The sequence below is a fragment of the Streptomyces sp. NPDC085932 genome (assembly GCF_044540525.1).
GTDB lineage: Bacteria > Actinomycetota > Actinomycetes > Streptomycetales > Streptomycetaceae > Streptomyces > Streptomyces levis.
In genome coordinates, this window is the sequence record NZ_JBITSJ010000007.1 from 401,668 (window position 1) to 424,377 (window position 22,710).

23 protein-coding genes and 1 pseudogene are annotated in these 22,710 nt (G+C 74.1%); 14 read left to right on the top strand and 10 right to left on the bottom strand.

Annotation, left to right across the window (positions count from 1 at the left end):
* Positions 1–48: 48 nt before the first annotated feature.
* Positions 49–1,038, bottom strand: coding sequence for a hypothetical protein (locus ACIGAQ_RS31920; RefSeq protein WP_399789132.1), 990 nt, complete (start codon positions 1,036–1,038; stop codon positions 49–51).
* Positions 1,039–1,190: 152 nt separating this feature from the next.
* On the opposite strand from ACIGAQ_RS31920, the gene ACIGAQ_RS31925 reads away from it, so the two are divergent.
* The 3 genes from ACIGAQ_RS31925 (at position 1,191) to ACIGAQ_RS31935 (ending at position 4,364) form a co-directional block, all read left to right on the top strand.
* A complete protein-coding gene (locus tag ACIGAQ_RS31925; protein WP_399789135.1) occupies positions 1,191–3,749 on the top strand; it encodes a helicase-associated domain-containing protein in 2,559 nt (852 codons plus the stop codon).
* A gap of 169 nt (positions 3,750–3,918) precedes the next feature.
* Entirely contained in the window at positions 3,919–4,050 is a 132-nt protein-coding gene (locus tag ACIGAQ_RS31930; protein WP_256984351.1) for a hypothetical protein, read from the top strand.
* 125 nt (positions 4,051–4,175) lie between these two features.
* Positions 4,176–4,364, top strand: a complete 189-nt coding sequence (locus ACIGAQ_RS31935) for a hypothetical protein (RefSeq protein ID WP_399789138.1) — start codon at positions 4,176–4,178, stop codon at positions 4,362–4,364.
* On the opposite strand, the gene istB is transcribed toward ACIGAQ_RS31935, so the two are convergent.
* Positions 4,342–5,559, bottom strand: coding sequence for an IS21-like element helper ATPase IstB (gene istB, locus ACIGAQ_RS31940; RefSeq protein WP_311681394.1), 1,218 nt, complete (start codon positions 5,557–5,559; stop codon positions 4,342–4,344). The genes ACIGAQ_RS31935 and istB overlap by 23 nt on opposite strands.
* Before the next feature lie 180 nt (positions 5,560–5,739).
* On the opposite strand from istB, the gene ACIGAQ_RS31945 reads away from it, so the two are divergent.
* Positions 5,740–7,383 (top strand): DNA repair helicase XPB, encoded by a 1,644-nt coding sequence (locus ACIGAQ_RS31945; protein WP_311681392.1) that lies wholly within the window; start codon positions 5,740–5,742, stop codon positions 7,381–7,383.
* A 16-nt stretch (positions 7,384–7,399) separates the two neighbouring features.
* On the opposite strand, the gene ACIGAQ_RS31950 is transcribed toward ACIGAQ_RS31945, so the two are convergent.
* Positions 7,400–7,588: a hypothetical protein gene (locus ACIGAQ_RS31950; RefSeq protein WP_311681390.1), complete on the bottom strand. Its 189-nt coding sequence runs from the start codon at positions 7,586–7,588 to the stop codon at positions 7,400–7,402.
* A 270-nt stretch (positions 7,589–7,858) separates the two neighbouring features.
* On the opposite strand from ACIGAQ_RS31950, the gene ACIGAQ_RS31955 reads away from it, so the two are divergent.
* Positions 7,859–9,898, top strand: coding sequence for a HelD family protein (locus ACIGAQ_RS31955; RefSeq protein ID WP_399789143.1), 2,040 nt, complete (start codon positions 7,859–7,861; stop codon positions 9,896–9,898).
* A 14-nt stretch (positions 9,899–9,912) separates the two neighbouring features.
* Here ACIGAQ_RS31955 and ACIGAQ_RS31960 read toward each other — a convergent pair whose 3' ends face one another.
* On the bottom strand, positions 9,913–10,605 hold the full coding sequence (locus tag ACIGAQ_RS31960) for a copper homeostasis protein CutC (protein ID WP_399789147.1): 693 nt from the start codon (positions 10,603–10,605) through the stop codon (positions 9,913–9,915).
* A 109-nt stretch (positions 10,606–10,714) separates the two neighbouring features.
* Complete coding sequence (locus ACIGAQ_RS31965; RefSeq protein ID WP_311681386.1) at positions 10,715–11,395, bottom strand: maleylpyruvate isomerase family mycothiol-dependent enzyme; 681 nt, start codon at positions 11,393–11,395, stop codon at positions 10,715–10,717.
* A 47-nt stretch (positions 11,396–11,442) separates the two neighbouring features.
* Between ACIGAQ_RS31965 and ACIGAQ_RS31970 the strand changes: the two genes are divergently transcribed.
* Together ACIGAQ_RS31970 and ACIGAQ_RS31975 are read left to right on the top strand one after the other, a co-directional pair.
* Positions 11,443–12,105, top strand: a complete 663-nt coding sequence (locus tag ACIGAQ_RS31970) for a hypothetical protein (RefSeq protein ID WP_399789151.1) — start codon at positions 11,443–11,445, stop codon at positions 12,103–12,105.
* Positions 12,106–12,139: 34 nt separating this feature from the next.
* Positions 12,140–13,195, top strand: a complete 1,056-nt coding sequence (locus ACIGAQ_RS31975) for a GNAT family N-acetyltransferase (protein ID WP_399789430.1) — start codon at positions 12,140–12,142, stop codon at positions 13,193–13,195.
* Here the strand turns inward: ACIGAQ_RS31975 and ACIGAQ_RS31980 are convergent.
* Both ACIGAQ_RS31980 and ACIGAQ_RS31985 read right to left on the bottom strand, forming a co-directional pair.
* Positions 13,165–13,452 (bottom strand): DUF4031 domain-containing protein, encoded by a 288-nt coding sequence (locus tag ACIGAQ_RS31980; protein WP_311681383.1) that lies wholly within the window; start codon positions 13,450–13,452, stop codon positions 13,165–13,167. The two genes, ACIGAQ_RS31975 and ACIGAQ_RS31980, sit on opposite strands and share 31 nt — an antisense overlap.
* Positions 13,453–13,459: 7 nt before the next feature.
* Entirely contained in the window at positions 13,460–13,843 is a 384-nt protein-coding gene (locus ACIGAQ_RS31985) for a hypothetical protein (RefSeq protein WP_094055588.1), read from the bottom strand.
* 55 nt (positions 13,844–13,898) lie between these two features.
* Here ACIGAQ_RS31985 and ACIGAQ_RS31990 point away from each other — a divergent pair, with 55 nt between their 5' ends.
* On the top strand, positions 13,899–14,825 hold the full coding sequence (locus ACIGAQ_RS31990; RefSeq protein ID WP_311681382.1) for a MurR/RpiR family transcriptional regulator: 927 nt from the start codon (positions 13,899–13,901) through the stop codon (positions 14,823–14,825).
* Positions 14,826–14,871: 46 nt separating this feature from the next.
* A complete protein-coding gene (gene murQ / locus ACIGAQ_RS31995) occupies positions 14,872–15,804 on the top strand; it encodes an N-acetylmuramic acid 6-phosphate etherase (protein WP_399789155.1) in 933 nt (310 codons plus the stop codon).
* 9 nt (positions 15,805–15,813) lie between these two features.
* Here the strand turns inward: murQ and ACIGAQ_RS32000 are convergent, their stop codons facing one another.
* Entirely contained in the window at positions 15,814–16,758 is a 945-nt protein-coding gene (locus ACIGAQ_RS32000) for an alpha/beta fold hydrolase (RefSeq protein ID WP_399789158.1), read from the bottom strand.
* A 105-nt stretch (positions 16,759–16,863) separates the two neighbouring features.
* Here ACIGAQ_RS32000 and ACIGAQ_RS32005 point away from each other — a divergent pair, with 105 nt between their 5' ends.
* Positions 16,864–17,478 (top strand): helix-turn-helix domain-containing protein, encoded by a 615-nt coding sequence (locus ACIGAQ_RS32005; protein ID WP_311681378.1) that lies wholly within the window; start codon positions 16,864–16,866, stop codon positions 17,476–17,478.
* A 16-nt stretch (positions 17,479–17,494) separates the two neighbouring features.
* Here the strand turns inward: ACIGAQ_RS32005 and ACIGAQ_RS32010 are convergent, their stop codons facing one another.
* Positions 17,495–19,552, bottom strand: a complete 2,058-nt coding sequence (locus ACIGAQ_RS32010) for a hypothetical protein (RefSeq protein ID WP_399789162.1) — start codon at positions 19,550–19,552, stop codon at positions 17,495–17,497.
* 189 nt (positions 19,553–19,741) lie between these two features.
* Positions 19,742–19,933 (bottom strand): annotated as a pseudogene (locus ACIGAQ_RS32015) (hypothetical protein); the annotation flags it as partial.
* Positions 19,934–20,047: 114 nt separating this feature from the next.
* Here ACIGAQ_RS32015 and ACIGAQ_RS32020 point away from each other — a divergent pair.
* From ACIGAQ_RS32020 to ACIGAQ_RS32035, 4 genes are all read left to right on the top strand, one after another.
* Entirely contained in the window at positions 20,048–20,887 is an 840-nt protein-coding gene (locus tag ACIGAQ_RS32020; RefSeq protein WP_399789165.1) for a Scr1 family TA system antitoxin-like transcriptional regulator, read from the top strand.
* The gene (locus ACIGAQ_RS32025) at positions 20,871–21,068 is read left to right on the top strand and encodes a DUF397 domain-containing protein (RefSeq protein ID WP_311681373.1); all 198 of its coding nucleotides are present in this window, start codon (positions 20,871–20,873) and stop codon (positions 21,066–21,068) included. Before ACIGAQ_RS32020 ends, ACIGAQ_RS32025 begins: the two co-directional genes overlap by 17 nt.
* Before the next feature lie 249 nt (positions 21,069–21,317).
* On the top strand, positions 21,318–22,193 hold the full coding sequence (locus ACIGAQ_RS32030) for a hypothetical protein (protein ID WP_399789433.1): 876 nt from the start codon (positions 21,318–21,320) through the stop codon (positions 22,191–22,193).
* Complete coding sequence (locus ACIGAQ_RS32035) at positions 22,141–22,710, top strand: hypothetical protein (RefSeq protein WP_399789168.1); 570 nt, start codon at positions 22,141–22,143, stop codon at positions 22,708–22,710. The genes ACIGAQ_RS32030 and ACIGAQ_RS32035 overlap by 53 nt, the downstream gene beginning before the upstream one ends.

Consider the following 22,710-nt stretch of genomic DNA (forward strand, 5'->3'; position numbering starts at 1 on the left):
GCGCGGCAGACGCGCGCCCGGGGACTCCGGACACGGCCCGGACAGGCCCTAGCGGCGGCGCTGTGAACGCCAGACCAGGAACAGGGCCGACGTCACCGCCGCGCCGCGCACCACCCAGGGCCATGTCTGCGCCACCGCGTCGTTCATCGCGCCCTCGGCGATCGGCTCGCCCCAGCGGTCGTTCATCCGGCCCCAGAGCCACACCAGGCCCGCCACCACCGCCGTACTGGGCAGGATCACCACCGCCCACTTCGTCTCCGCCGGGGTCAGGCGGCGGGAGGCGTAGGCGATGAGCCAGCCGAGGAGGAGCACGAACCAGTTGCCGAGGACGGCGCCCGCGACGAGGAGCGCGGCGGCGGCCAGCAGGAGGGGGTTGCTCCAGTTCCCGGCGGCGGGCAGCCCCGGAAGACGGCGGCCCTTCCTGCCGGCCTCCTCCACCGGCTCGGCCGCCTCGACGGCGGGGGCCGGTTCCGTCGTCCCGTCGGGCTCGGCCTTGCGCTGCGGCGGCGGCTTCAGCAGGTCCGGCAGTTCCACCCCGCCCACGAAGCCCGGCACCTCGTCACCCACGCCGAAGGGGCTGCTGTCCACCCGCCACCAGTCCGGCTGGACCGCGCTGTCCCCGAGCTCGTGCCCGGCGGCCAGGTGGGGCGGGGCCGGGCCGTCGGAGGGCGCGGGCTGCGCATGCTCGGCGGGGCGCGCCGGGCGGGGCCGCGGCACGACGCGCCGCACCCCCTTGGCCCGCTCCCGCCCCTGCGGTTCGCGGTCGGGCTGCACGGGCACGGCGGCGGGGGCGGCGTTCTGCGGCGCACGCCCGTCCGCAGCGGCGGCCACGACGTCGTCGGGGCTGCCCAGGCGGGTCAGGATGCGGCGGACGGCGGCGGGCGAGTCGACGGTGGCCCTGGCGCGGCGCCGGTCGATCTCGTTGCGCAGGTCCGCGACCAGGCGCATGCGGGTGGCCGAGGACAACTGCTGCTGCTGGGCCACGTCGCCGACGCGGCTCAGATACTCGTAAACGACCTGGTCGCTCTCAATCCCCACGAAGTCCCCTCCGGGGCGGGTGCGTTGCGTGACGCCGTCGGACGACGGTACCGCGCGGACCGGCGCGGCTTCCAAAAGCACGTGGGGTGTCCGGGTGCGAGGCCGCGCACAGACGGCCCGGCCGCCGGAGGCGACCCGCTACCGTGGACCGGATGAGCACCGAGGACAGGCCTGTGGCCCCCCGCTCCCTCGCGGAGGCGCTCCGCGCGCGGGGCGACGCCGCGCTGGGCGCGCTGCTGCGCAGCCGACCGGATCTCATCACGCCCGTGCCCACCGATCTGACGCAGCTGGCGACCCGCGCCGGCACCCGCGCCTCGGTCGTGCGGGCCCTGGAGCGGCTGGACCGGTTCACGCTGCAGACGGCGGAGGCGCTGGCCGTGGCGGCGGACCCGGCGGCCTACGACGAACTGCTCGGGCTCATGGCGGGCGACGCGGCCGACCCGGCGGTGGCGGCCGCCCTGCCGCACGCCCTGGACGCGCTGCGCGAGCAGGCCCTGGTGTGGGGCGGCGACGACCGGCTGCGGCTGGTGCGCACGGCCCGTGAGCTGCTGGCGCCCTCGCCGCAGCACCCCTCGCCCACGGGGCTCGGCCCCACCGTGCAGGAGGCCACCGCCGGGATGTCCCCGGGGCGGATCCAGGAGATCGTCACGACGGCCGGGCTGCCCTCCACGCACGACTCGGTCTCCGCGGTGACCGCCCTGGCCGGGCTGTTCGGCGACCGCGAGCGGATGGCGGCGCTGCTCGCACAGGCCCCGGCCGACTCGCTGGAGGTGCTGGAGCGGCTGGTGTGGGGGCCGCCGTACGGGCAGGTCACGGCCGATCCGGCGCCCCGGCTGCGCTGGCTGCTGGACCGCGGGCTGCTGCTGCCGACGGCGCCCGGGACGGTCGTCCTGCCGCGCGAGGTGGCCCTGCACCTGCGGCGGGGCCTGGCGCACCGGACGCCCGAGCCGGTGCCGCCGGCGGTGGAGGCGGCCGCGGCACACCGTCCACAGGTTGTGGACAGCACGGCGGCGGGGCAGGCGTACACGGCGCTCACGACCGTCGAGGAACTGCTGAAGGACTGGGACGAGGGCGGTCCGGCGGTGCTGCGGGCCGGGGGCCTGAGCGTGCGGGACCTGAAGCGGACCGCCGTCGCCCTGGACGTGCCGGAGCCGGTGGCCGCGTTCTGGGTGGAGCTGGCGTACGCGGCCGGCCTGATCGCCTCCGACGGCGAGGCCGACGAACGGTACGCGGCCACCCCGGCCTACGACGAGTGGCGCGAGCAGCCCCCCGCCGAACGCTGGTCGGTGCTGGTCACGGCGTGGCTCTCGGCGACCCGGACGGCCGGCCTGGTCGGCGGGCGGGATGCCAAGGACCGGACGCTGTCGGCGCTCGGACCGGGCCTGGACCGGTCGGCGGCGCCCGAGGTGCGGCACCGGGTGCTGGCCCTGCTGGCCGCGCTGCCGGAAGGAGCCGCGCCGGACCCGGAGTCGGTGCTGGCCCGGCTGCGCTGGGAACGCCCCCTGCGCGGCGCCCGGCCCGAGGACGACCTGCGCGGCCGGCTGGCCCGCTGGACGCTGTCCGAGGCGGAGCTGCTCGGCGTCACCGGCCGGGGCGCGCTGTCGGCCCACGGCCGGGCCCTGCTGGGCGCGCCCGCGGCCCCGGCGAAGAGCCCGGCGGGCGAGTCCTCCGGCCCGGCGGAGCCCTCCGGCCCCGGGGACAAGCTGCCCGTCCACCACCACCACCGCCCCGCCCCGCTCACGCCCCTGTCCCCCGCCGAGCAGGCCGTCGCCTCCGCCGCGGCGGCCCGGGTCCTCGCGCCGCTGCTGCCCGAGCCGCTGGACCACGTGCTGCTCCAGGCCGACCTGACGGCGGTGGCGCCCGGGCCCCTGGAGCGGCCGCTCGCGGACATGCTGGGCGTGCTGGCGGACGTCGAGTCCAAGGGCGGGGCCACCGTCTACCGGTTCACCCCCGGGTCGGTGCGGCGCGCCCTGGACGCCGGGCAGACCGCCTCCGACCTGCACGCCTTCCTCGCGGCCCACTCCCGTACGCCGGTGCCGCAGCCGCTGTCGTACCTCATCGACGACGTGGCCCGCCGGCACGGGCAGCTGCGCGTGGGCGCGGCCTCGGCGTACGTGCGCTGCGACGACGACGCGACGCTGGGCGAGATCCTCGCCGACAAGCGGGCCGCCGCCCTGGGGCTGCGCCGGCTGGCCCCGACCGTGCTGGCCGCGCAGGCCGACCCGGCCGGACTGCTGGAGGGGCTGCGGGCGATGGGGTTCGCGCCGGCCGCCGAGTCCGCCGAGGGCGACGTGCTGATCACCCGCGCCCTGGCCCGCCGCACCCCGCCGCGCTCCGCGCCCGAGCCGGTCCCGGACGGCCCGCCCGTGCCCGACGACACCCTGCTCGCGGCGGCGCTGCGCGCCATCCGTGCGGGTGACCTCGCCTCCACCGCGCCGCGCAAGCCCGGCACGGGCCCGGCCGCCGACGGGGAGCTGCCGCGCACCGGCTCCGCCGAGACCCTCGCCACCATGCAGGCCGCCGTCCTGACCGGCGAGGCCCTGTGGATCGGCTACGTCAACGCCGAGGGCGCCGCCAGCCAGCGGGTCATCGCCCCGGTCCGCGTCGAGGGCGGCTTCGTCACGGCGTACGACCACACCGCGGACGAGGTGCGTACGTTTCCGCTGCACCGGATCACCGGGGTGGCGGAGCTGGCGGACGACGCGGGCTGACGGCGCCGCGCCGGGTCTCTCACCCGTTCGGGTGCACGCCGGCGTTCATGCACGCCACGCCGGGGATGTCCCACCCTCGGGCGACCTTGCCGGGCCTGCCGCATCACGCGGGGTGCCCGGGGGCAGCCACCGGGTGTCCCTGTGAGCGCTGTCGAAAGGAACTCCCCGCATGCGCGCTGTTCGTCGAGTCGCCGCCGTCCTGGCCACCGCCGCCCTGATGACGTTCGGAGGGCTGGCCACCCCGGCCGCCGCGGTGAGCATCGATGTCGCCGGTCTCGTCCTGGAGACGCCGCAGATCTGATCGCCCGTCCGCACGCCCACCGGGCCGGCCGCGCGCCCGCGGGCCGGCCCGCGGCGGCCGCGTCCGCCGTCGCCGTCGCCGGGAGAGGTCCCGTCCGTCGTCTCCAGAAAGGCCCTGTCGTCCGCATGCGTGAAAAGCTGCCCGCCGTCGCCCTCGCCGCCGTCGCCCTGGTGGGCGCGCTCGCGTCCCCCGCCGCGGCGGCCGGGGCGCTGCCCCTGCCGCTGCCGGCCGCCGGTCCCGAGTCGCTGGTCGCCGAGGCGGTCACCGTCGAGGGTCCGCTGATCCAGAACGTCAGTCTGCCCACGCTGCGCTAGAGCGCCGGGTCCGGTAGCTCTCGCCGTCCAGCCGCACGACCTCGGCGTGGTGGGCGAGGCGGTCGGTCAGCGCCGGGGCGGACGCGCCGAAGACCTCGTTCCAGCGGCCGAGGGGGCGGTCGCTGGTGACGATCAGGGAGGCGCGCTCGTAGCGGTGGGCGACCAGCCGGAAGAGCAGGCCGGCGGTGTCCGGGTCGAAGGGCGTGTAGCCGACCTCGTCGACGATCAGGAGGGGGTGTTCGTCGAGCGAGGCGAGCTCCGCGTCGAGCCGTCCGGCGGCCCGGGCGTCGGTCAGCCGGGCGGCCCACCCGGCGGCGGTGGCGAACAGCACCCGGTGCCCGGCCTGGCAGGCCCGCACGCCCAGGGCGACGGCCAGGTGGGTCTTGCCGGTGCCGGGCGGGCCGACGAACACCACGTTGCGCCGGGCCGTGACGAACTCCGCCTTGCCGAGCCGGGCCACGGTCTCCCGGTCGAAGCCCCGCGGGTGCCGTTCGTCGAAGTCCTCCAGGAGCTTGCGGGCGGGGAAGCCGGCGGCGCGGATCCGGGCCTCCGCCTCACCGTCCGGGTCCGGCTGCCGGGGTACCGCGGGCGCGTCCGCCGCGGCCTCGGGCCGGGGCTCGGGGGCGTGCTCGTTCCTGACGGGCTCCGCCGGGGGCCGGACGGCGTGCCCGCGGTCGCCGTGCGCGGCCATCGGGCCCGACATGTAGGCGAGGATCGCCGCCGAGACGATGAACGCCATGTGGATCACCGTCCCCCACAGCAGGGCGTGCTGCGAGGTGTGGTGGACGTCCACGAACATCTGGAGCAGGTGGACCGAGGAGATGCCCACGATCGCCGTGGCGAGCTTGACCTTCAGCACGTTGGAATTGACGTGCGAGAGCCATTCGGGCTGGTCGCGGTGGCCCTGGAGGCCGATGCGGGAGACGAACGTCTCATAGCCCCCGACGATCACCATGATCAGCAGGTTGGCGATCATGACGACGTCGACCAGCTTCAGGACGGCGAGCATGACGTACGTCTCGGTGGCGTGGCCGCCCACGCACATGAGGATTAAGGTCCACAGCTCCTTGAAGAACTTGTAGACGTAGACGCCCTGGGCGGCCACGAGCCCGAAGTACAGCGGGGCCTGGAGCCAGCGGGTGGCGAACAGGGCGTATCCGAGCGTGGTGGTCGGGGGGTTCTGCACCCGCGCCATTCTTCGGGGCCGGGCCGGAAAAACTGAATTCACACCACACGTTGGGATGAATAGGCATTCAGTACGACCGGAGTCGCTTCCGGGCCGTCCACGTCACACCACCGCACGCCGACGATCAGGCACACTGGACGTTTGGCCGAGCACTCATGCCAGGGTGCCGCCTCCAGAAAGGGACCCGCGTTGAACGGACCTCTCATCGTCCAGTCCGACAAGACCCTGCTCCTGGAAGTCGACCACGAGCAGGCCGACGACTGCCGTCGGGCCATCGCTCCGTTCGCGGAGCTGGAGCGGGCGCCGGAGCACATCCACACCTACCGGGTGACCCCGCTGGGCCTGTGGAACGCGCGTGCCGCCGGGCACGACGCCGAGCAGGTCGTGGACGCGCTCGTGCAGTACAGCCGCTATCCGGTGCCGCACGCGCTGCTCGTCGACGTCGCCGAGACGATGGACCGCTACGGCCGCCTCACCCTCTCCAAGCACCCGGCGCACGGCCTGGTCCTGACGACCACGGACCGTCCGGTGCTGGAGGAGGTGCTGAAGTCCAAGCGGATCGCGCCGCTGGTCGGCGCCCGGATCGACCCGGACACGGTCGCCGTGCACCCCTCCGAGCGCGGCCAGATCAAGCAGACGCTGCTGAAGCTGGGCTGGCCGGCCGAGGACCTCGCCGGGTACGTCGACGGTGAGGCGCACCCGATCGAGCTGGCCGAGGACGGCTGGGCGCTCCGGCCGTACCAGAAGCAGGCGGTGGAGAACTTCTGGCACGGCGGTTCGGGCGTCGTCGTCCTGCCGTGCGGTGCCGGCAAGACCCTGGTGGGCGCCGGGGCGATGGCCCAGGCGAAGTCGACCACCCTGATCCTCGTCACCAACACCGTCTCGGCGCGGCAGTGGAAGCACGAGCTGGTGAAGCGGACCTCGCTCACCGAGGACGAGATCGGCGAGTACAGCGGGACGCGGAAGGAGATCCGGCCCGTCACGATCGCCACGTACCAGGTGCTGACGACCCGGCGGAAGGGCGTCTACCCGCACCTGGAGCTGTTCGACTCGCGGGACTGGGGCCTGATCGTCTACGACGAGGTGCACCTGCTGCCCGCGCCGGTCTTCAAGTTCACGGCGGATCTGCAGGCGCGCCGCCGGATCGGCCTCACCGCCACCCTGGTCCGGGAGGACGGCCGCGAGTCGGACGTGTTCTCCCTGATCGGGCCCAAGCGGTTCGACGCGCCGTGGAAGGAGATCGAGGCGCAGGGCTACATCGCGCCCGCCGACTGCGTGGAGGTCCGGGTCAACCTGACGGACTCCGAGCGGCTCGCGTACGCGACGGCCGAGGCGGAGGAGAAGTACCGCTTCTGTGCGACCACCGCGACCAAGCGGAAGGTCACGGAGGCGATCGTGCGCCGCTTCGCCGGGCAGCAGATCCTGGTGATCGGCCAGTACATCGACCAGCTCGACGAGCTCGGCGAGCACCTCGGGGCGCCCGTGATCAAGGGCGAGACGTCGAACGCGCAGCGGGAGAAGCTCTTCGACGCCTTCCGCGAGGGCGAGATCAGCGTGCTCGTGGTGTCCAAGGTCGCCAACTTCTCGATCGACCTGCCCGAGGCGACGGTGGCGATCCAGGTCTCGGGCACCTTCGGCTCCCGGCAGGAGGAGGCCCAGCGCCTCGGCCGGGTGCTGCGGCCCAAGTCGGACGGCCACCAGGCGCACTTCTACTCCGTGGTCGCCCGGGACACGATCGACCAGGACTTCGCCGCGCACCGGCAGCGCTTCCTGGCGGAGCAGGGGTACGCGTACCGGATCATGGACGCGGACGAGCTGCTCGCCGGGAGCTGATACCGGCCCGGGCCGCTCACTTGCGGCGGACCACGCCGACTTCCTCTCCGTACTGACCGAGGACGACCACGTCGAAGGCGGCGCCCGCGAAGACCTTGACGGCGCGCAGGGCATCGCCGAGGCGGTGGCGGTGACTGCCGGACACGGCGGTGGCGCCGGGCGGGCGGCCCGGTGCCGGGGCGGGGTGGATGGTTGCTGCGCTCATGTCTCCATGGTGCGTTTCGTCCCGTAAGGCCCGCGTCGGTCTCGGGACCGAACCTCGCGTCCGCCCGCGTACGTCCCCGGGCGGACGCGGGCCCCTCGGGAGGAGGGCGGCGTCCCCTAGGGGACGAGAAAAGCGTTCGCGCCCGCCACGCCCGCTCACCTAAAATCTCCGCTCTTGCCCGCCTCCCTCGACGGAGTGCCGCCGACCGGACGGAAACCGGCCGGCATCCCACCGCCCTTCCCCCAGCAGGTCCCTTCCGGAGGCACTCCCTTGTCCACGCCCGTCGACGACCCGCTCGCGCGTGAGCGCTCCCACCTCGCCGCGTCCCGTTCCGCCCTGCGCGCCATGCGCGAGGACGTCGAAGCCCTCGACATCAGCGACGTCACCGCGAACTGGGTGAACGCGGAGGTGCTCGCCCGCCAGATCGAGGAGCGCATCAAGGCCCTGGCCGACCTCAGCGAGACCCCGCTGTTCTTCGGCCGGCTCGACTATCTGCACGCGCCGGGCGGCGAACGGGCCGAGGGGGCGGAGGGTGAGCGCTTCTACGTCGGGCGGCGGCACGTGCACGACCACGACGGCGACCCCATGGTCATCGACTGGCGCGCCCCGGTCTCGCAGCCGTTCTACCGGGCCTCCAAGAAGGACCCGATGGACATCGCGCTGCGCCGCCGCTTCGGCTACACGGGCGGCGACCTCACCGCGTACGAGGACGAGCACCTCTCGGACCCGGCCGAGGCGGCCCGCACCAGCAAGCTGCTCCAGCAGGAGATCGAACGGCCGCGCGTGGGCCCGATGCGGGACATCGTCGCGACGATCCAGCCCGAGCAGGACGAGATCGTCCGGTCGGGTCTGTCCGGCACGGTGTGCGTGCAGGGCGGCCCCGGCACCGGCAAGACGGCCGTCGGCCTGCACCGGGTCGCCTATCTGCTCTACGCCCACCGCGAGCGCCTCGCCCGCACCGGCACCCTGGTCATCGGGCCGAACCGGTCCTTCCTGCACTACATCGAGCAGGTGCTCCCGGCCCTCGGCGAGCTGACCGTCCAGCAGGCCACCGTCGAGGACCTGGTCGCGCACGTCGAGATCAAGGGCACCGACGACGCCACGGCCGCGGTCGTCAAGGGCGACGCCCGCATGGCCGAGGTGCTGCGCCGGGCCCTCTACTCCCACGTCACGACGCCCACCGAACCGGTCGTGGTCGTGCGCGGCTCGCGCCGCTGGCGGGTCGCGGCGTACGAACTGGAAGAGATCGTCCGGGAGTTGCTGGACCGCGACATCCGCTACGGCGCCGCCCGCGAGGCCCTGCCGCAGCGCATCGCGCACGCCGTGCTGGTGCAGATGGAACGCTCGGGGGAGGCGCCCGACGACCGCGTGCAGGACGCGGTGGCCCGCAACAGCGCGGTGAAGGCGGCGGTCAAGGCGATCTGGCCGCCGGTCGACCCGGCGAAACTCGTGCTGCGGCTGCTGTCGGACGCGGAGTTCCTCGCCGCGCACGCGGAGAGGATCCTCGACGCGGACGAGCAGAAGGCGATCCTCTGGGCGAAGCCGGCGCGCAGCGTGAAGTCGGCCCGGTGGTCGGCCGCGGACGCCGTCCTGGTCGACGAGGCCACCGACCTGGTCCGGCGCACGCACTCCCTCGGGCACGTCGTCCTCGACGAGGCGCAGGACCTGTCCCCCATGCAGTACCGGGCGGTGGGCCGCCGCTGCACCACGGGCAGTGCGACGGTCCTCGGCGACCTGGCGCAGGGCACCACGCCGTGGGCGACGCGCAGCTGGGAGGAGGCGCTGTCCCACCTGGGCAAGCGGGACGCCGTGATCGAGGAGCTGACGGCGGGCTTCCGTGTCCCCACGGACGTCATCACCTACGCCTCACGCCTCCTGCCGCACATCGCCCCGGGCCTGAGGCCGGTGGTGTCGATCCGCGAGAACCCGGGCCGCTTCGAGGTCCGCCCGGTCTCCGGGACCGCCGACGTGGTCGCCGCCTGCCGCGAGTCGCTGCGCCACGAGGGCTCGACGGGCCTGATCGCGGCGGACGCCCGGGTCCCCGCACTGGCCGGGGCCCTGCAGGACGCCGGCATCCCGTACGTCGGCCCCGGCGAGGAGACCACCCGGGAGACGCGCCTGACCCTGGTCCCGGCGTCCCTGGCGAAGGGCCTGGAGTACGACCACGTGGTGCTGGACGAGCCCGGCGCGGTGGTCGACGGCGAACCCGACGAACGCACCGGGCTGCGCCGCCTGTACGTCGCCCTCACCCGTGCGGTCTCGGGTCTGACGGTGACGCACGCGGCTCCCCTGCCGGAGCAACTCGGGTAAGCGCCGGGCACCCTTCAGGAAGCGTCCACCGCGGCGCGCCACTCCGCCACGGCCTCGGCGGACACCGGCTCGTCCCAGCCACCGGGACGAGCCGCCCCACCGATGTGGAACCCGTCCACCCCGGCCTTCAACAGCACCGGCACGTGGTCGAGCCGCAGGCCGCCCCCGACCAGCAACTGCTGCCCGTATCCGGGCTCCCCGGCCCGCCCGGCCTCCGCGAGCAGCACGGGCAGCCCGCCGTCGACCCCGTCCGCCGACCCGGCCGTCAGGTACGTGTCCAGCCCCGGCATGCCGTCCAACTGCTTGCGCAGGGCGTCCCGGTCGGCGGCCCGGTCGATGGCCCGGTGGAACGTCCAGGGGCAGCCGTCCAGCGCCGCGACGACCCGCTCCACGGCCGCCAGATCCACCGAGCCCCCGTCGTCGAGGAACCCGAGCACGAACTCCTCCGCCCCGGCCTCGCGCAACTCCGCGGCCGTACCGGCGAGCCGGTCGACGTCCCCGGCCGCGAAGCCGTCCGCCAGGCGGATCATCACCCGCAGGGAGATGTCGACGGCCTGCCGGATCCCGGCGACGGTCGCGGCCGACGGGGTGAGCCCGTCGGCCGCCATGTCGGTGACCAGTTCAAGGCGGTCCGCGCCTCCCGCCTGGGCGGCGACCGCGTCCTCGACGCCGAGGGCGATCACCTCCAGGACTGCACGCTTGCTCATGGGGCCCCTTCGTCGGCACGGCGTCGGCGTTCGATGACAGGTCTAGTCCAATCAAAGACTACGCTGCCCACTCCGGCCGGCTCCCAAGCACCCTCCGGGGCCCGGGCCCTCACCCGTAGATGTTCAGCTCGGCCGCCTCCACCCCGGCCAGCTCGAACGCCGGCGCCCCGGCGACCGGCCGCCCGGTGTACAGCCGCACCAGGGTCGGCCCGTCCCCGATGAACCGCCCCGGGGGCCGCTCCCCGCCGCTCTCGCCCAGCCGCAGCGGCTCGTCCAGGTCGTCGAGGTCGGCGTGGAGCGGCACGTGCCCCCGCTCGCGGGTGATGCGGGCCAGCAGGGCGAGCGCGTCCGGCAGTCCGGCCCCGCCGTAGGCGCCCGCTTCCCCGAGGGCCTCGCGCACGTCACCGGCGTGCACCCACTCCCCCAGCGCGAGGCCGTCCAGCCTGCCGTCCGCCCCGGCGATCGCCGGCCCGGCCGCGGTCATCCCGCGCTCCAGCTCGTCGACGACCTGCGCGTCGCTCCAGCCGGCCCGTTCGGCGATGTCCCGGTCGTTGGACTCGGGCGAGAACACGCCCGGCTCGAACCGGCCCTCCGCCACCCGCGCCAGGGCGGCCGAACAGTGTGCCAGCACGTCCCGCACCGTCCAGCCCGGGCACGCGGCGACGGGCCGCGCGAAGTCCTCCCCGGTCCTGTCCCGCAGCAGCGGGATCAGCGCGTCACGCTCGATCACGAGCAGCCGGCCGGGCTGCTCGGGGTCCCGTACGTCGTACACATCGGCAGGAGTCGTCATGCACCCCACGCTAGGTGCCGTGCCCGGGTCGGCGGGAGAATGACCCCATGGCCGATCTCGACACCCTGCGCACCCGCTTCGCCCGCACCCTGGAAGCGGCCCGGGGGCCGGGCGGCGGTCCCGACCCGGCGCCGTACGCCGAGGACCTGCTCGGCCGCTGGCAGGAGCCGCAGCGCCGCTACCACACGGTCGAGCACCTCACGGCGGTCCTGGACCGCGTCGACGTGCTGGAGGAGTACGCGCGGGATCCGGAGGTGGTCCGGCTGGCGGCCTGGTTCCACGACGCGGTCTACCTGCCCGACCGCTCCGAGAACGAGGAACGCTCCGCGCGGCTCGCCGAACGGGCCCTGGCGGAAGCCGGGGTACCGGACGCGAAGACGGCCGAGGTGGCCCGGCTGGTCCGGCTCACCGTCACGCACGACCCGGCGGACGAGGACCCCGACGGCCGGGTCCTGTGCGACGCCGACCTGGCGGTCCTGGCCTCGCCGCCGTCGGCGTACGCCGTCTACACCACCGCGGTCCGCGAGGAGTACCACTTCGTCCCCAACGACGCCTTCCGCACGGGCCGGGCCGCGATCCTGCGCCAACTCCTCGCGCTGCCCCGGCTGTTCCGCACCCCGTACGGGGCGGAGCACTGGGAGGCGACGGCCCGCTACAACCTCACCGCCGAGCTGGAAATGCTGTCGCTCCCACCCCTGGATGCCTCGTAGCCTGCCCGCCATGTGGACAACGGGTGCGGAGCAGGTGGAACGGGCCGTCGCCGAGTGCGTGGGCGTGCTGGGGGCGGTCGCCGGGCGGGACTGGACAGGGGTGCGGGCCGGGCGGCTGGAGTGGAGCTGCCGGGAGACCGCGGTGCACATCGCGGACGATCTGATCGCGTACGCGGGGCAGCTCGCGGGGCGGGAGACCGAGGCGTACGGCCCGTTCGAGATCGCTCTGGAGGAGGGCACCGACAACGCGGGCGTGCTGCGGGTGATCGGCACGATGGGCACGCTGCTGGCCGCCGCGGTCCGGACCACCCCGCGCGAGGTGCGGGCCTTCCATCCGTATCCCTTCCGCAGCGCGAACCGCGAGGGGTTCGCCGCCATGGGCGTGGCCGAGGTGCTGCTGCACACCCACGACATCGCCGAGGGACTCGGCGTCGCCTACGAACCCGACCCGGCGCTGTGCGACTTCGTCCTCACCCGGATCTTCCCGCACGTCCAGCCCGGCCCCACGCCCTGGCGGACCCTGCTGTGGGCCACCGCCCGCGGCGACCTGCCCGGGCGCGCGCCCGTGACGCAGTGGCGGTGGAGCAACAACCTGGTCGTCGAGACCGAGCGGCTCACCCTTCAGGGCGTCACCCCGGCGGCGGCCGACGATCTGTCCACGGTCGGCGAGGGCGGCTTCGCCTGGCTCGACGGCGGGCCGATCGAGGGCACCCGGGTCGGCGCCGGACTGGTGTACAAGCAGTACGAGGACGGCGTCCACCGGCCGGAGTGGGGGATGTACGTCCTGGTCCGCCGGGAGGACGGCCGCGCACTCGGCGCCATGGGGTTCCACGGCGTCCCGGACGCGTCGGGCCGGGTGGAGATCGGCTACGACCTCGTCGAGGCGGCCCGCGGCCGCGGCTACGCCACCGAGGCCCTGCGCGCGCTGTCGTCCTGGGCGCTGGACCGGCCGGAGGTGCGGGTCGTCGTCGCCAACGTCGAGCGGGCCAACCTGCCCTCGCAGAACGTCCTGGCGCGGGCCGGCTTCGCCCAGGTCGCCGAGGACCCCGAGCACCTGGCCTACGAGCTGGGCGCGTCCGGCGACCGGTAGCGTCCCTTGCGCCGCCGCAGCCCCGCCCCGTGCAGCAGCCGCACCACCTCGCGGCTGCTGACCTCCACGGCCCCTGCGGCGACCACCTCCGCGTACCGCTGGGCGGGGATGTCGTAGTGGTCGCGCTCGAAGGCGCGGCGGGGCACGCCCAGGCGGGCGGCGAAGGTGTGGAGTTCGTCGTAGGAGACGTCGCTGACCAGGTGGGACCACAGGCGGCCGTGGCCGGGCCAGGTGGGCGGGTCGATGTAGATCGTCACGCCGGTCTCACGAGGACGCGGGCCCGCCGAGGGCCTCGCCGAGCGATCCCACCGCCGCGACCTTCACCCCGGCCTCGGTGCACACCCAGTGCGGGTCGGGCCCCAACTCCGGTTCCACGTCGAGCGCGTGCGGCTCGCCCGTGCCGCACACGGGGCACAGCGGCCAGCGGCCGTACCGCTCCAGCAGGGCGTCCTGGACGTCCTGCGCGACCAGGCCGGCGACGAACTGCGCGCCCTCCGGCCACTGCTCGACCCACCAGCGCCGCTGGGTGATGGACTGCTCCACCAGCGACACGACGTCGGCGTCGGCGACGCGTCCCGCGACGAGGTCGGCGAGCACGAGGGCGCGCGCGGCGTGCAGCGTCTGCTCCAGGGGGCTGATGGGGTCCATGCCCCCATTGTGCGCACTCTTGACCCCGGCGCCGAGCCGAAAATATCTTTCAGGGGTGACCCAGAGAGTGAAGGAAATTTTCGCCAGGGAGCGGGGCGGCCCGGGCGGCACCCCGCCGGCCCCCGCCGCCCTCGCGGCCAAGGTCCGCACGCTCGCACCGTCGATGACGCGTTCCATGCAGCGTGTCGCCGAGGCCGTGGCGGGCGACCCGGCCGGCTGCGCTGCGCTCACGGTCACCGGCCTCGCCGAACTCACCGGCACCAGCGAGGCGACCGTCGTGCGCACCGCCCGGCTGCTGGGCTATCCGGGCTACCGGGACCTGCGGCTGGCGCTCGCCGGGCTCGCCGCGCAGCAGCAGTCCGGCCGCGCCCCGGCCATCACGACCGACATCGCGGTGGACGACCCGATCGCCGACGTGGTCGCCAAGCTCGCCTACGACGAGCAGCAGACCCTCGCCGACACCGCCGCCGGGCTGGACACGGCCCAGCTGGGCGCGGCCGTCACCGCCCTGGCCGCCGCCCGCCGCACCGATGTGTACGGGGTCGGGGCGTCCGGGCTCGTCGCCCAGGACCTGACGCAGAAGCTGCTGCGCATAGGGCTGATGGCACACGCCCACAGCGACCCGCACCTGGCCGTCACCAACGCCGTGCAACTGCGCGCGGGCGACGTGGCGATCGCCATCACGCACTCCGGGTCGACCGGGGACGTCATCGAGCCGCTGCGGGTCGCCTTCGAGCGCGGGGCGACGACCGTGGCGATCACCGGCCGCCCGGACGGCCCGGTCACGCAGTACGCCGACCACGTCCTCACCACCTCCACCGCGCGCGAGAGCGAGCTGCGCCCCGCGGCCATGTCGTCCCGGACCGGCCAGCTCCTCGTGGTGGACTGCCTGTTCGTGGGGGTGGCGCAGCGGACGTACGAGACGGCGGCGCCGGCGCTGTCGGCTTCGTACGAGGCGCTGGCCCACCGGCACCGTCCCTGAGGCCGCCGCCCCGCCCAGCACCGGAAAGACACGGAAAGAGCCGTCCATGACCTCCACCTCCGACCCCCGTGACGTCCGAGCCGAGTTGGAGTCCCTGACCACCGAGGCCTTCCGGCCGGACCTGGCGGACATCGACCGGCTGCCCACGCTGGACATCGCGCGGCTGATGAACGGCGAGGACGCGACCGTCGCCGGGGCGGTCGCGGCCCGGCTGCCCGAGATCGCCGCCGCGATCGACGCCGTGGCGCGGCGGATGGCCCGGGGCGGCCGCCTGGTCTACGCGGGCGCGGGCACGGCGGGCCGGCTCGGCGTCCTCGACGCCTCCGAGTGCCCGCCCACCTTCAACACCGACCCCTCCCGGGTCGTCGGCCTGATCGCGGGCGGTCCGGGGGCCGTGGTCACCTCGGTCGAGGGTGCCGAGGACTCCCGGGAACTGGCCCGGGCCGATCTGGAGCCCCTCGGCCTGACCCCCGACGACACGGTGGTCGGCATCTCGGCGTCGGGCCGCACGCCCTACGCGGTCGGCGCGGTCGAGCACGCCCGGGACTGCGGCTGCCTCACCGTCGGCCTGTCCTGCAACCCGGGCAGCCCCCTGGCGGCCGCCGCCGAGCACGGCATCGAGATCGTCGTCGGACCCGAACTGCTCACCGGGTCCACCCGCCTGAAGGCCGGCACGGCGCAGAAGCTCGTCCTCAACATGCTGTCGACGATCACGATGATCCGGCTGGGCAAGACGTACGGGAACCTGATGGTCGACGTCCGGGCCTCCAACGACAAGCTCCGGGCCCGCTCCCACCGGATCGTCGCCCTCGCCACCGGCGCCGGGGACGAGGAGATCGAGCGGGCCCTGGCCGCCACCGACGGCGAGGTGAAGCACGCGATCCTGACGATCCTGGCCGGAGTGGACGGCCCGACGGCGGCCCGGCTGCTGGAGGAGTCCGGCGGGCACCTGCGGGCGGCCCTGGAGGCCCGCCCGTAGGACCCGCCGTCAGACGGCGGTGACGGCCGTGTGGCGCAGGATCTCGCCGGCCAGACGGTCGTCCAGCGCGGCGGGCAGGGTGTGGCCCATGCCCTCGATCAGGACGAGGCGGGCTCCGGGCAGGGCGGCGGCGGTGGCCTCGGCGTGGGCGGGCGGGAACATCGGGTCCTCGGTGCCGTGCAGGACGAGCGCGGGTGCCGTGACGGAGGCCAGCTCCGCCGTGGAGCCCACCGGTGTGGCCCCGGCGAAGGCGTGGTTGAGCGCGGCCCGCGGATCCCGCGCCCGCTCGTACGCCCGGCGCTCCACGGCCCGGTACTCCTCCTCGTCGAACGGCAGCACCGGCCCGTGCAGCACCCGCCACAGCGGCAGCCGGGCGGCGAGGTGTCCCTCCAGGCCCGCCTGCGGCTCGGGGAAGGACGCGACGAGCGCGGCCAGCAGTTCGGGCGTGGGCGGGGGCAGTTCGCCGGGAAGCGGGGGCGCCCCCTCCATGGCCCGCTGCACGGCCGCCGCCGCGTCCGTGCCGAGCGGCTGGGAGGACAGGCTCGTCAGGGTCAGCACCCGGTCCGGGTGGGTCACGGCCAGCAGCTGGCCGATGACGCCGCCCAGCGAGGCGCCCACCACGTGGGCGCGTGCCACCCCGAGGGCGTCCAGGACGGCGAGCGCGTCGGAGGCCAGGTCGGCGACGGTGTAGGGATGCGCGGCGAAGTCGACCGTGGAGGAGCGGCCGGTGTCCCGGTGGTCGTAGCGGACGACCCGGCGGCCCCCGGCGACCAGGCGGCGGACGATGCCGTCGTTCCACTGGATGCCCTGCGCCTGGGCGCCCATCACGAGGAGCACCGCCGGGTGGTCCGGATCGCCGAACTCCTCGGTCCACAGGTCGAGTCCGGCCGAGGCGACCATGCGCTCGCGGCCGGTCAGGTACGTGGTGTCGTTCTTGGCTTCATTTTCCTGCATGGTCGTTCAGATTAATGAGGGGGGAGCGGATGCGCACCCGTTTTTCCGGCACGGCCGTGCCGGAAAAAGCTGGACGCCACGAGGCCGGCCGGGCAGGCTGACCTCATGGCAGGCGTGAAAGGGCAGGTGCAGAAGCGCGGCGTGGAGCGCCGTCGCGCGATCGTGGACGCGGCGATCGAGTTGTTCGCACGGCAGGGCGTGCGCGGCACGGGGGTGGCCGCGATCGCCGAACGCGTGGGCGCCACCCCGTCCGCCCTGATCCACCACTTCGGCAGCAAGGACGCCCTGGTCCAGGCCGTGCTGGAGGAGGCCGACCGGCGGGCCCTGGAGCGGCTGTCCGCCACGAAGGACGCCGAACCCACGCTGGAGCAGGCGTTCGCCTGGTTCGTCCGGGACGCCGAGCACACCGCCGCGACCGAACGGCAACTGGCCGCCCTGCACACCACCCTCACCGCCGAGAACCTCGATCCCGGCTCCGGGCTCCACACCTGGTTCCGCGACCGCGGCCGGGCCCTGAGAGCGCACCTGGTCGCCCTGTTCACCCGTGCCGCGGCCGACGGTTCGGCCCGCACGGACCTGGACCCGGCCCTCCTGGCGGCGGAGACGGCCGCGTTCCTCGAAGGGGCCCACCTGCTGTGGCTCCTGGACCCCGAACAGGTGGACCTGACGGCCCTGCACCGCAGTTACTTCGAGGGCCTGGCGTCCCGGATCAGCCGCTAGGACCGAGGCACTCCGCTCAGCCGGAGAGCTGGACGACCGCCTCCCGCTCCCCCGCTCGCTGCTCCCGCTCCTGCTGCTCCCGCTCCGCCGCGGCCCGGTCGGCCAGGGCGTTGACGGCCGCGTTGAAGCGGTCCATGGAGGTCGGGCGGTCCGGGCCCAGCACGTACTCCTTGAGGACGCGGCGCTCCGGTGCCATCGGGTCGTGCAGGGGTGCGCGGACCGCGCGGAGGATCTCCGGCAGCCGGACGCACTCCCGGTCCAGGAGGTAGGCGCCCCCGGCGGTGGTGTAGGCGGCCCGGAAGGCCTCGTCGGACAGGTCGTCGGCGTTGGTCAGGACGTACGGCTTGAGGCTCGCCACGAAGTCCGCGACCACGGACGACACATCGCTGACGAGCAGGTCGGATTGGTCGAAGCACTCGTAGAGCGTGGGCAGTTGCCGGACGATCACCTGGTGCCGCACCGCGCCCCGGCTCTCCCAGAAGATCCGGTGCCACTCGGCCCGCAGCTCGTGCCACTCGGCCTCGCCGCTGCGGTCGGGCAGCCGGGCCTCGCGGGTCTGCTGGGCGTCGTCGCCGTCGAGCCGCCCCGACAGCTCGGCGAGCCGGGCCTGGATCTCCGCGAGCCGCGGCCGGGCGGCGGCGACGGCGGCCTCCACACGCTCACGGTCACCCCGTTCCCCGTCGCGCCGCTCGTTGTCCGCGCGCAGCAACTCCCGGATCGCCCGGTCGGCTTCGGCCGCGGCGCGCGAGCGCTTGCCGGTGAGCGGATGCGGCTTGTAGAGGACCCGTACGTTCTCCGCGAGCAGCTTCTCGACCAGCGTCACGCCCATCGGGATCAGGGACGTGTGACAGTCGTCGTCGCTCCAGCCCTCCCAGGTGGGCGCGTACAGGACGGTCGGCAGCGGCCCGGGCAGGTGGTCCGCGTGCAGCCGGATCGACGACAGCTGCGGACGGCCCACCTCGACGATCGCGGAGTCGCTGATGGCGTGCCGCACCCGCTGGTACCGGTCGCGCCCGGCCCGCCCGGCGACCCAGATCTCGTCGTACACCTTGCTCACCCGGTTGCTGCTGGCGAGCTTGTCGCTGTCGCCGTGCCCGATGAAGACGTGCTTGGCCTCGGCGACCCGCAGCATGTGCACGTTCTTGCCCGCGTTGCCGGGATAGAGCACGACCCGCAGCTCGGGCAGTTCCAGCTGGGCCACGTCGTCGGCCTTCGGCACGCACAGCACCGGGATCGACGTACGGCTCAGATAGCGGAACGAGGCCCGCTCCCGCAGGATGATCAGCGGCCTCCGGTCGAGCTGCTCCAGCGTCTCGATCCACATGTTCACCTGGTACATGAAGTCCCGGGAGACGGACGCGAAGCTGAAGTACAGCGCCACCTCGGGCCGGTATGCGGCCAGTTGGCGGTTCACCTCGGCGATCACCTCGTCGTCCGACGGCATCCGCCGCGCCCGGCGCAACTGTCCCAGCAGCGCCAGCACGGCCGCCACCGTCAGCCCGGCGGTCAGCGCGAACCCGGCAGCGGCGGGCCGCCACGCCCCCACGGCGAGTGCGGTGAGCACTCCGGCGTGCGCCGGCAGGTCCAGGTGCAGCAGCTTGCGCAGGAAACGCCGGTAGAGGAGGGCGGGCGGCGCCTCGGGGATGCCCGCCCCGCTCATGTCGAGGTTGCGCACGACCACCGGCAGGACCCGCCGGCGCCGGATGGCGTGATGCACGGCCGTGTACAGCACGACCAGCGCGAAGTGCACGCTGAACACGGCCAGCGCGGTCACCAGCACGGCACCGGGCGCGTCCATCCGGTCGGCGAGGGCGAGCAGCATCACCGTCCGCACGGCGAACCGCATGGTCCGCGTCAGTTGCAGCGCGGCCAGCCGCCGCACGAAGGCGGGAGCACGGGTGTGCAGCACCTCGTCGGCGGCGTAACTCACGGCCGAGGCGGCGGCAAAGCCCCACAGCGACGGGAGCAGCGCGAAGACGGGCAGGGCGGCGAAAGCGGCGGCGAACAGGAGTACGAGAAACAGGTCGGTCTTCCCACGCACACGCAGGACACCGCACCACCAACGGAGCGTCATGGCAGGCTTTCTCTGAGGAAATCGGTCTTCCGGAGTGGCGTGCGGTGGGGCGGACGCCGGGGTGTACGCGCGATACGCCTGTTCGACGACGATGCCGGGCCAATGGTTGTAGTCCACCCGCCGATCACTGTCGTTTCACCGCGACTTCACCTCCCGATTGACCTGCCGCACGCGGGCCCGCAGCGCCTCCCCGACGGGCAGCGACCGCAGCACGTCGGTCAGGTGCTCGGCCGTCCGCACGTTGCACCGCCCCAGATCGACCAGGGCGAACGGCTCGTCCCGCACGGCCGTGACGGGGTCGACGCACAGGGACGGCAGCACGACACCGACTCCCGCGAGTGCGTCCCGCAGTGACTCCACGATCTCTTCGGTCGAGCGCACGCTTCCCTACCTCCACGCTGAGTTGACGATTCGCCACCCAGCGTGTCCGAGGCGCCTCTAACCTGGCCAGATACGGCGGTCCAACAACCCGATGTGTACGACAGGGAGTTGCCCATGCCCGGACCCAGGGACCTCGACCCCTCCTCCTCACCGCGGGCCCTCCTGGGCGCCGAACTCCGCCACGCCCGCGAGAAGGCCGGCCTCAGCCAGGAGGAACTCGGCCAGCGGCTCTTCGTGAGCGGCTCGTTCATCGGCCAGCTGGAGGCGGGCACGCGCAGGATGCAGCGGGAGTACGCGCGCCTGCTGGACGAGGCGCTAGGGACGGAGGACTTCTTCCAGCGGCACTGCGGGGCGGCGGCGAAGTCGAGGTATCCGGAGCATTTCGCGGAGGCGGTGGAGGCGGAGGCGGAGGCCACGGAGATCCGGCAGTACGCGCCGCTTCTGATCTCCGGGCTGCTGCAGACGCCCGCGTACGCACGGGCCGTGTTCCGTGCGTACCGGCCGACGGCACCGGCGGAGGTCATCGAGGAGTTGGTGGCGGCCCGCATGGACAGGGCGGCCCTTCTCGACGATCCAACAGGCCCTCTGTTGTGGACGGTGCTTGACGAGGCCGCCCTGCGTCGGCGGACCGGCGGCCGGGAGGTGATGGCAGAGGCCCTGCGTCACGTCGCCGGCCTGGTGCGCCGCAACCGGGTCATCGTGCAGGTGCTGCCGTTCGGCGCGGGCGCGCACGCGTCGATGGAGGGCTCCATGAAGCTGATGCACTTCGAGGACGCGCCTCCGCTGCTGTACTTCGAGGGAGTCGGCACGGGACGGCTGGAGGACGACCCGACCACCGTCCGGTACCAGCGGCGCACGTTCCAGCTCCTCACGGCCTGCGCCCTCTCCCCGGCCGACTCCCTGGCCCTCATCGAGGACATCGCGCAGGATTACGGCCATGAGGAGCATCACTGAGGCCACCTGGCACAAGTCCAGCTACAGCGGCGGCAGCGGCGGCGACTGCCTGGAGATGGCGAACGGCCAAGCCGCAGTCGTCCCCGTCCGCGACTCCAAGAACCCCCACGGCCCGAAGCTCGTGTTCCGGGCCACCGCCTGGGCCGCGTTCGTCGCGAACCTCAAGGACGGGACGGCCTGAGCTTCGGGACCCGGGCTTCGAGCCCTCCTTTCAAGGAGTGGGAGGCGGGCCTCAACCCGCCCTCCCACCCCGCGAGTTGACGCCACGCGTCCGGCTTGCCACGGACAGTCACGTACCTCTAACGTTCCTGGACAAGCAACAGCCCCCGCCCGGTGCGGCAACACCTGCGGGGGCTTAACCAACGAGATCGAAGAGACCGATCCCATGGCTGACGCCCACTTTAGTGCTGCCCTCCCCTCCGCGCACCCCATGGCCAACCCCGGCTACGGCAAGCGCTCCACTCCCGGTCAACTCCGTCCCGCAGCGCACGACTTCGCCCACCTCCCACCCCGCGAAGCCGCCATCGCCGCCTACCTCGACCGCCTCCCCGACGGCGCCGACATCTCGGTGAAGACGCTGGCCAAACAGCTGCCGTACGGCCAGTGCGCCCTGAGCACCGCCCTCAACCGCCTCCAGCAGGCAGGGCATCTGCGCCGGGGCCGGGAGTGCGTCACGGCCGACGACGGGAGTTCCCGCTGGATCACCCGATCGTGGTGGTCCCGCACGGCCCGGGACGACGACTGGTGGGCGGCCTTCACCCGCGGGGACGTGCCGAGGGAACCGCCGCGCCCCACCCGCTCCCGGGCGCACATCCTCCTGGCCGCCCTCGGCCGCACCGCTCCCGTGCTGTCGCTCTCCCAGGCCGACTGCGCGGCGCTCGCCCCCCTGGTGACGGAATGGTTCGAGCGGGGCGCCTCGGAGGACGACGTGCTGCACGCCCTCACGGCCGGTCTGCCCACACCCGTCCACCACCCCGCCGCCCTGGTCCGCACCCGCCTGACCGGCAAGCTCCCGCCCCCACCGGCCCCGCGTCCGCCCCTGCGCGTGCTGGAGTGCGCGAACTGCGGCGCCCCGGGACGCCCGGAGTCCCTGCCGGGAGGGCGTTGCAGCGCCTGCCGGGGTGAGAGCGCCCCCGCGCAACCCCCCGCACCCCTGCCCGCCCCGTCCGTACACGATCACGCGGCCAGGATCCGCGCAGCGATGGACCAACGCCGCCGGGAGAAGAATCCGCCGGCTGGGGACAATGGACGGTATGAACCACGCCCAGCTGACCGCACTCGGCCGTGCCCTCCGGCTCCTCGGTGAACACGGGGAGGCCCTCACCGGCGACACCCCGGACGCCAAACTGCACGAGGTGAAGGCGGATCTGCGGCGGGCCCTCGACCTGCTGGAGGAGAGCGTCTCGAACGCCGCGCCCAGCACCCGGTGCCCCGAGCATCCCAACGGCCCGGTCGACGAGGCCGCCCCCGACCTGTGCCTGCTGTGCGAGACCCGGCGCCGGGCCGCCCGCCGGAACGAGTTCAACGGGCCCGCTCCCCACCAGCCGCTGTCCGAGCCCGCACCGTCGCGGTACGGCGTGCGCGGCGACCGCCCGCAGCCCCAGCAGCGCTGGCTGCCGGAGCTGTGGAACGGCCAGACGTGGCAGCTGTGCGGCACCCCGCGCCGGGACCGCCGCGAGGCCGAGCTGTACATCGCTGCCCAGCGCCGCGCGCCCCGGGCCGCCATGGCGTACCGGCTGGTGCACGAGTTCACGGACTACGAGGTGCTGCGGGTGTGGGGCACACCGGTGCGGATCGACATCGAGCCGATGGGCAACCTGTAG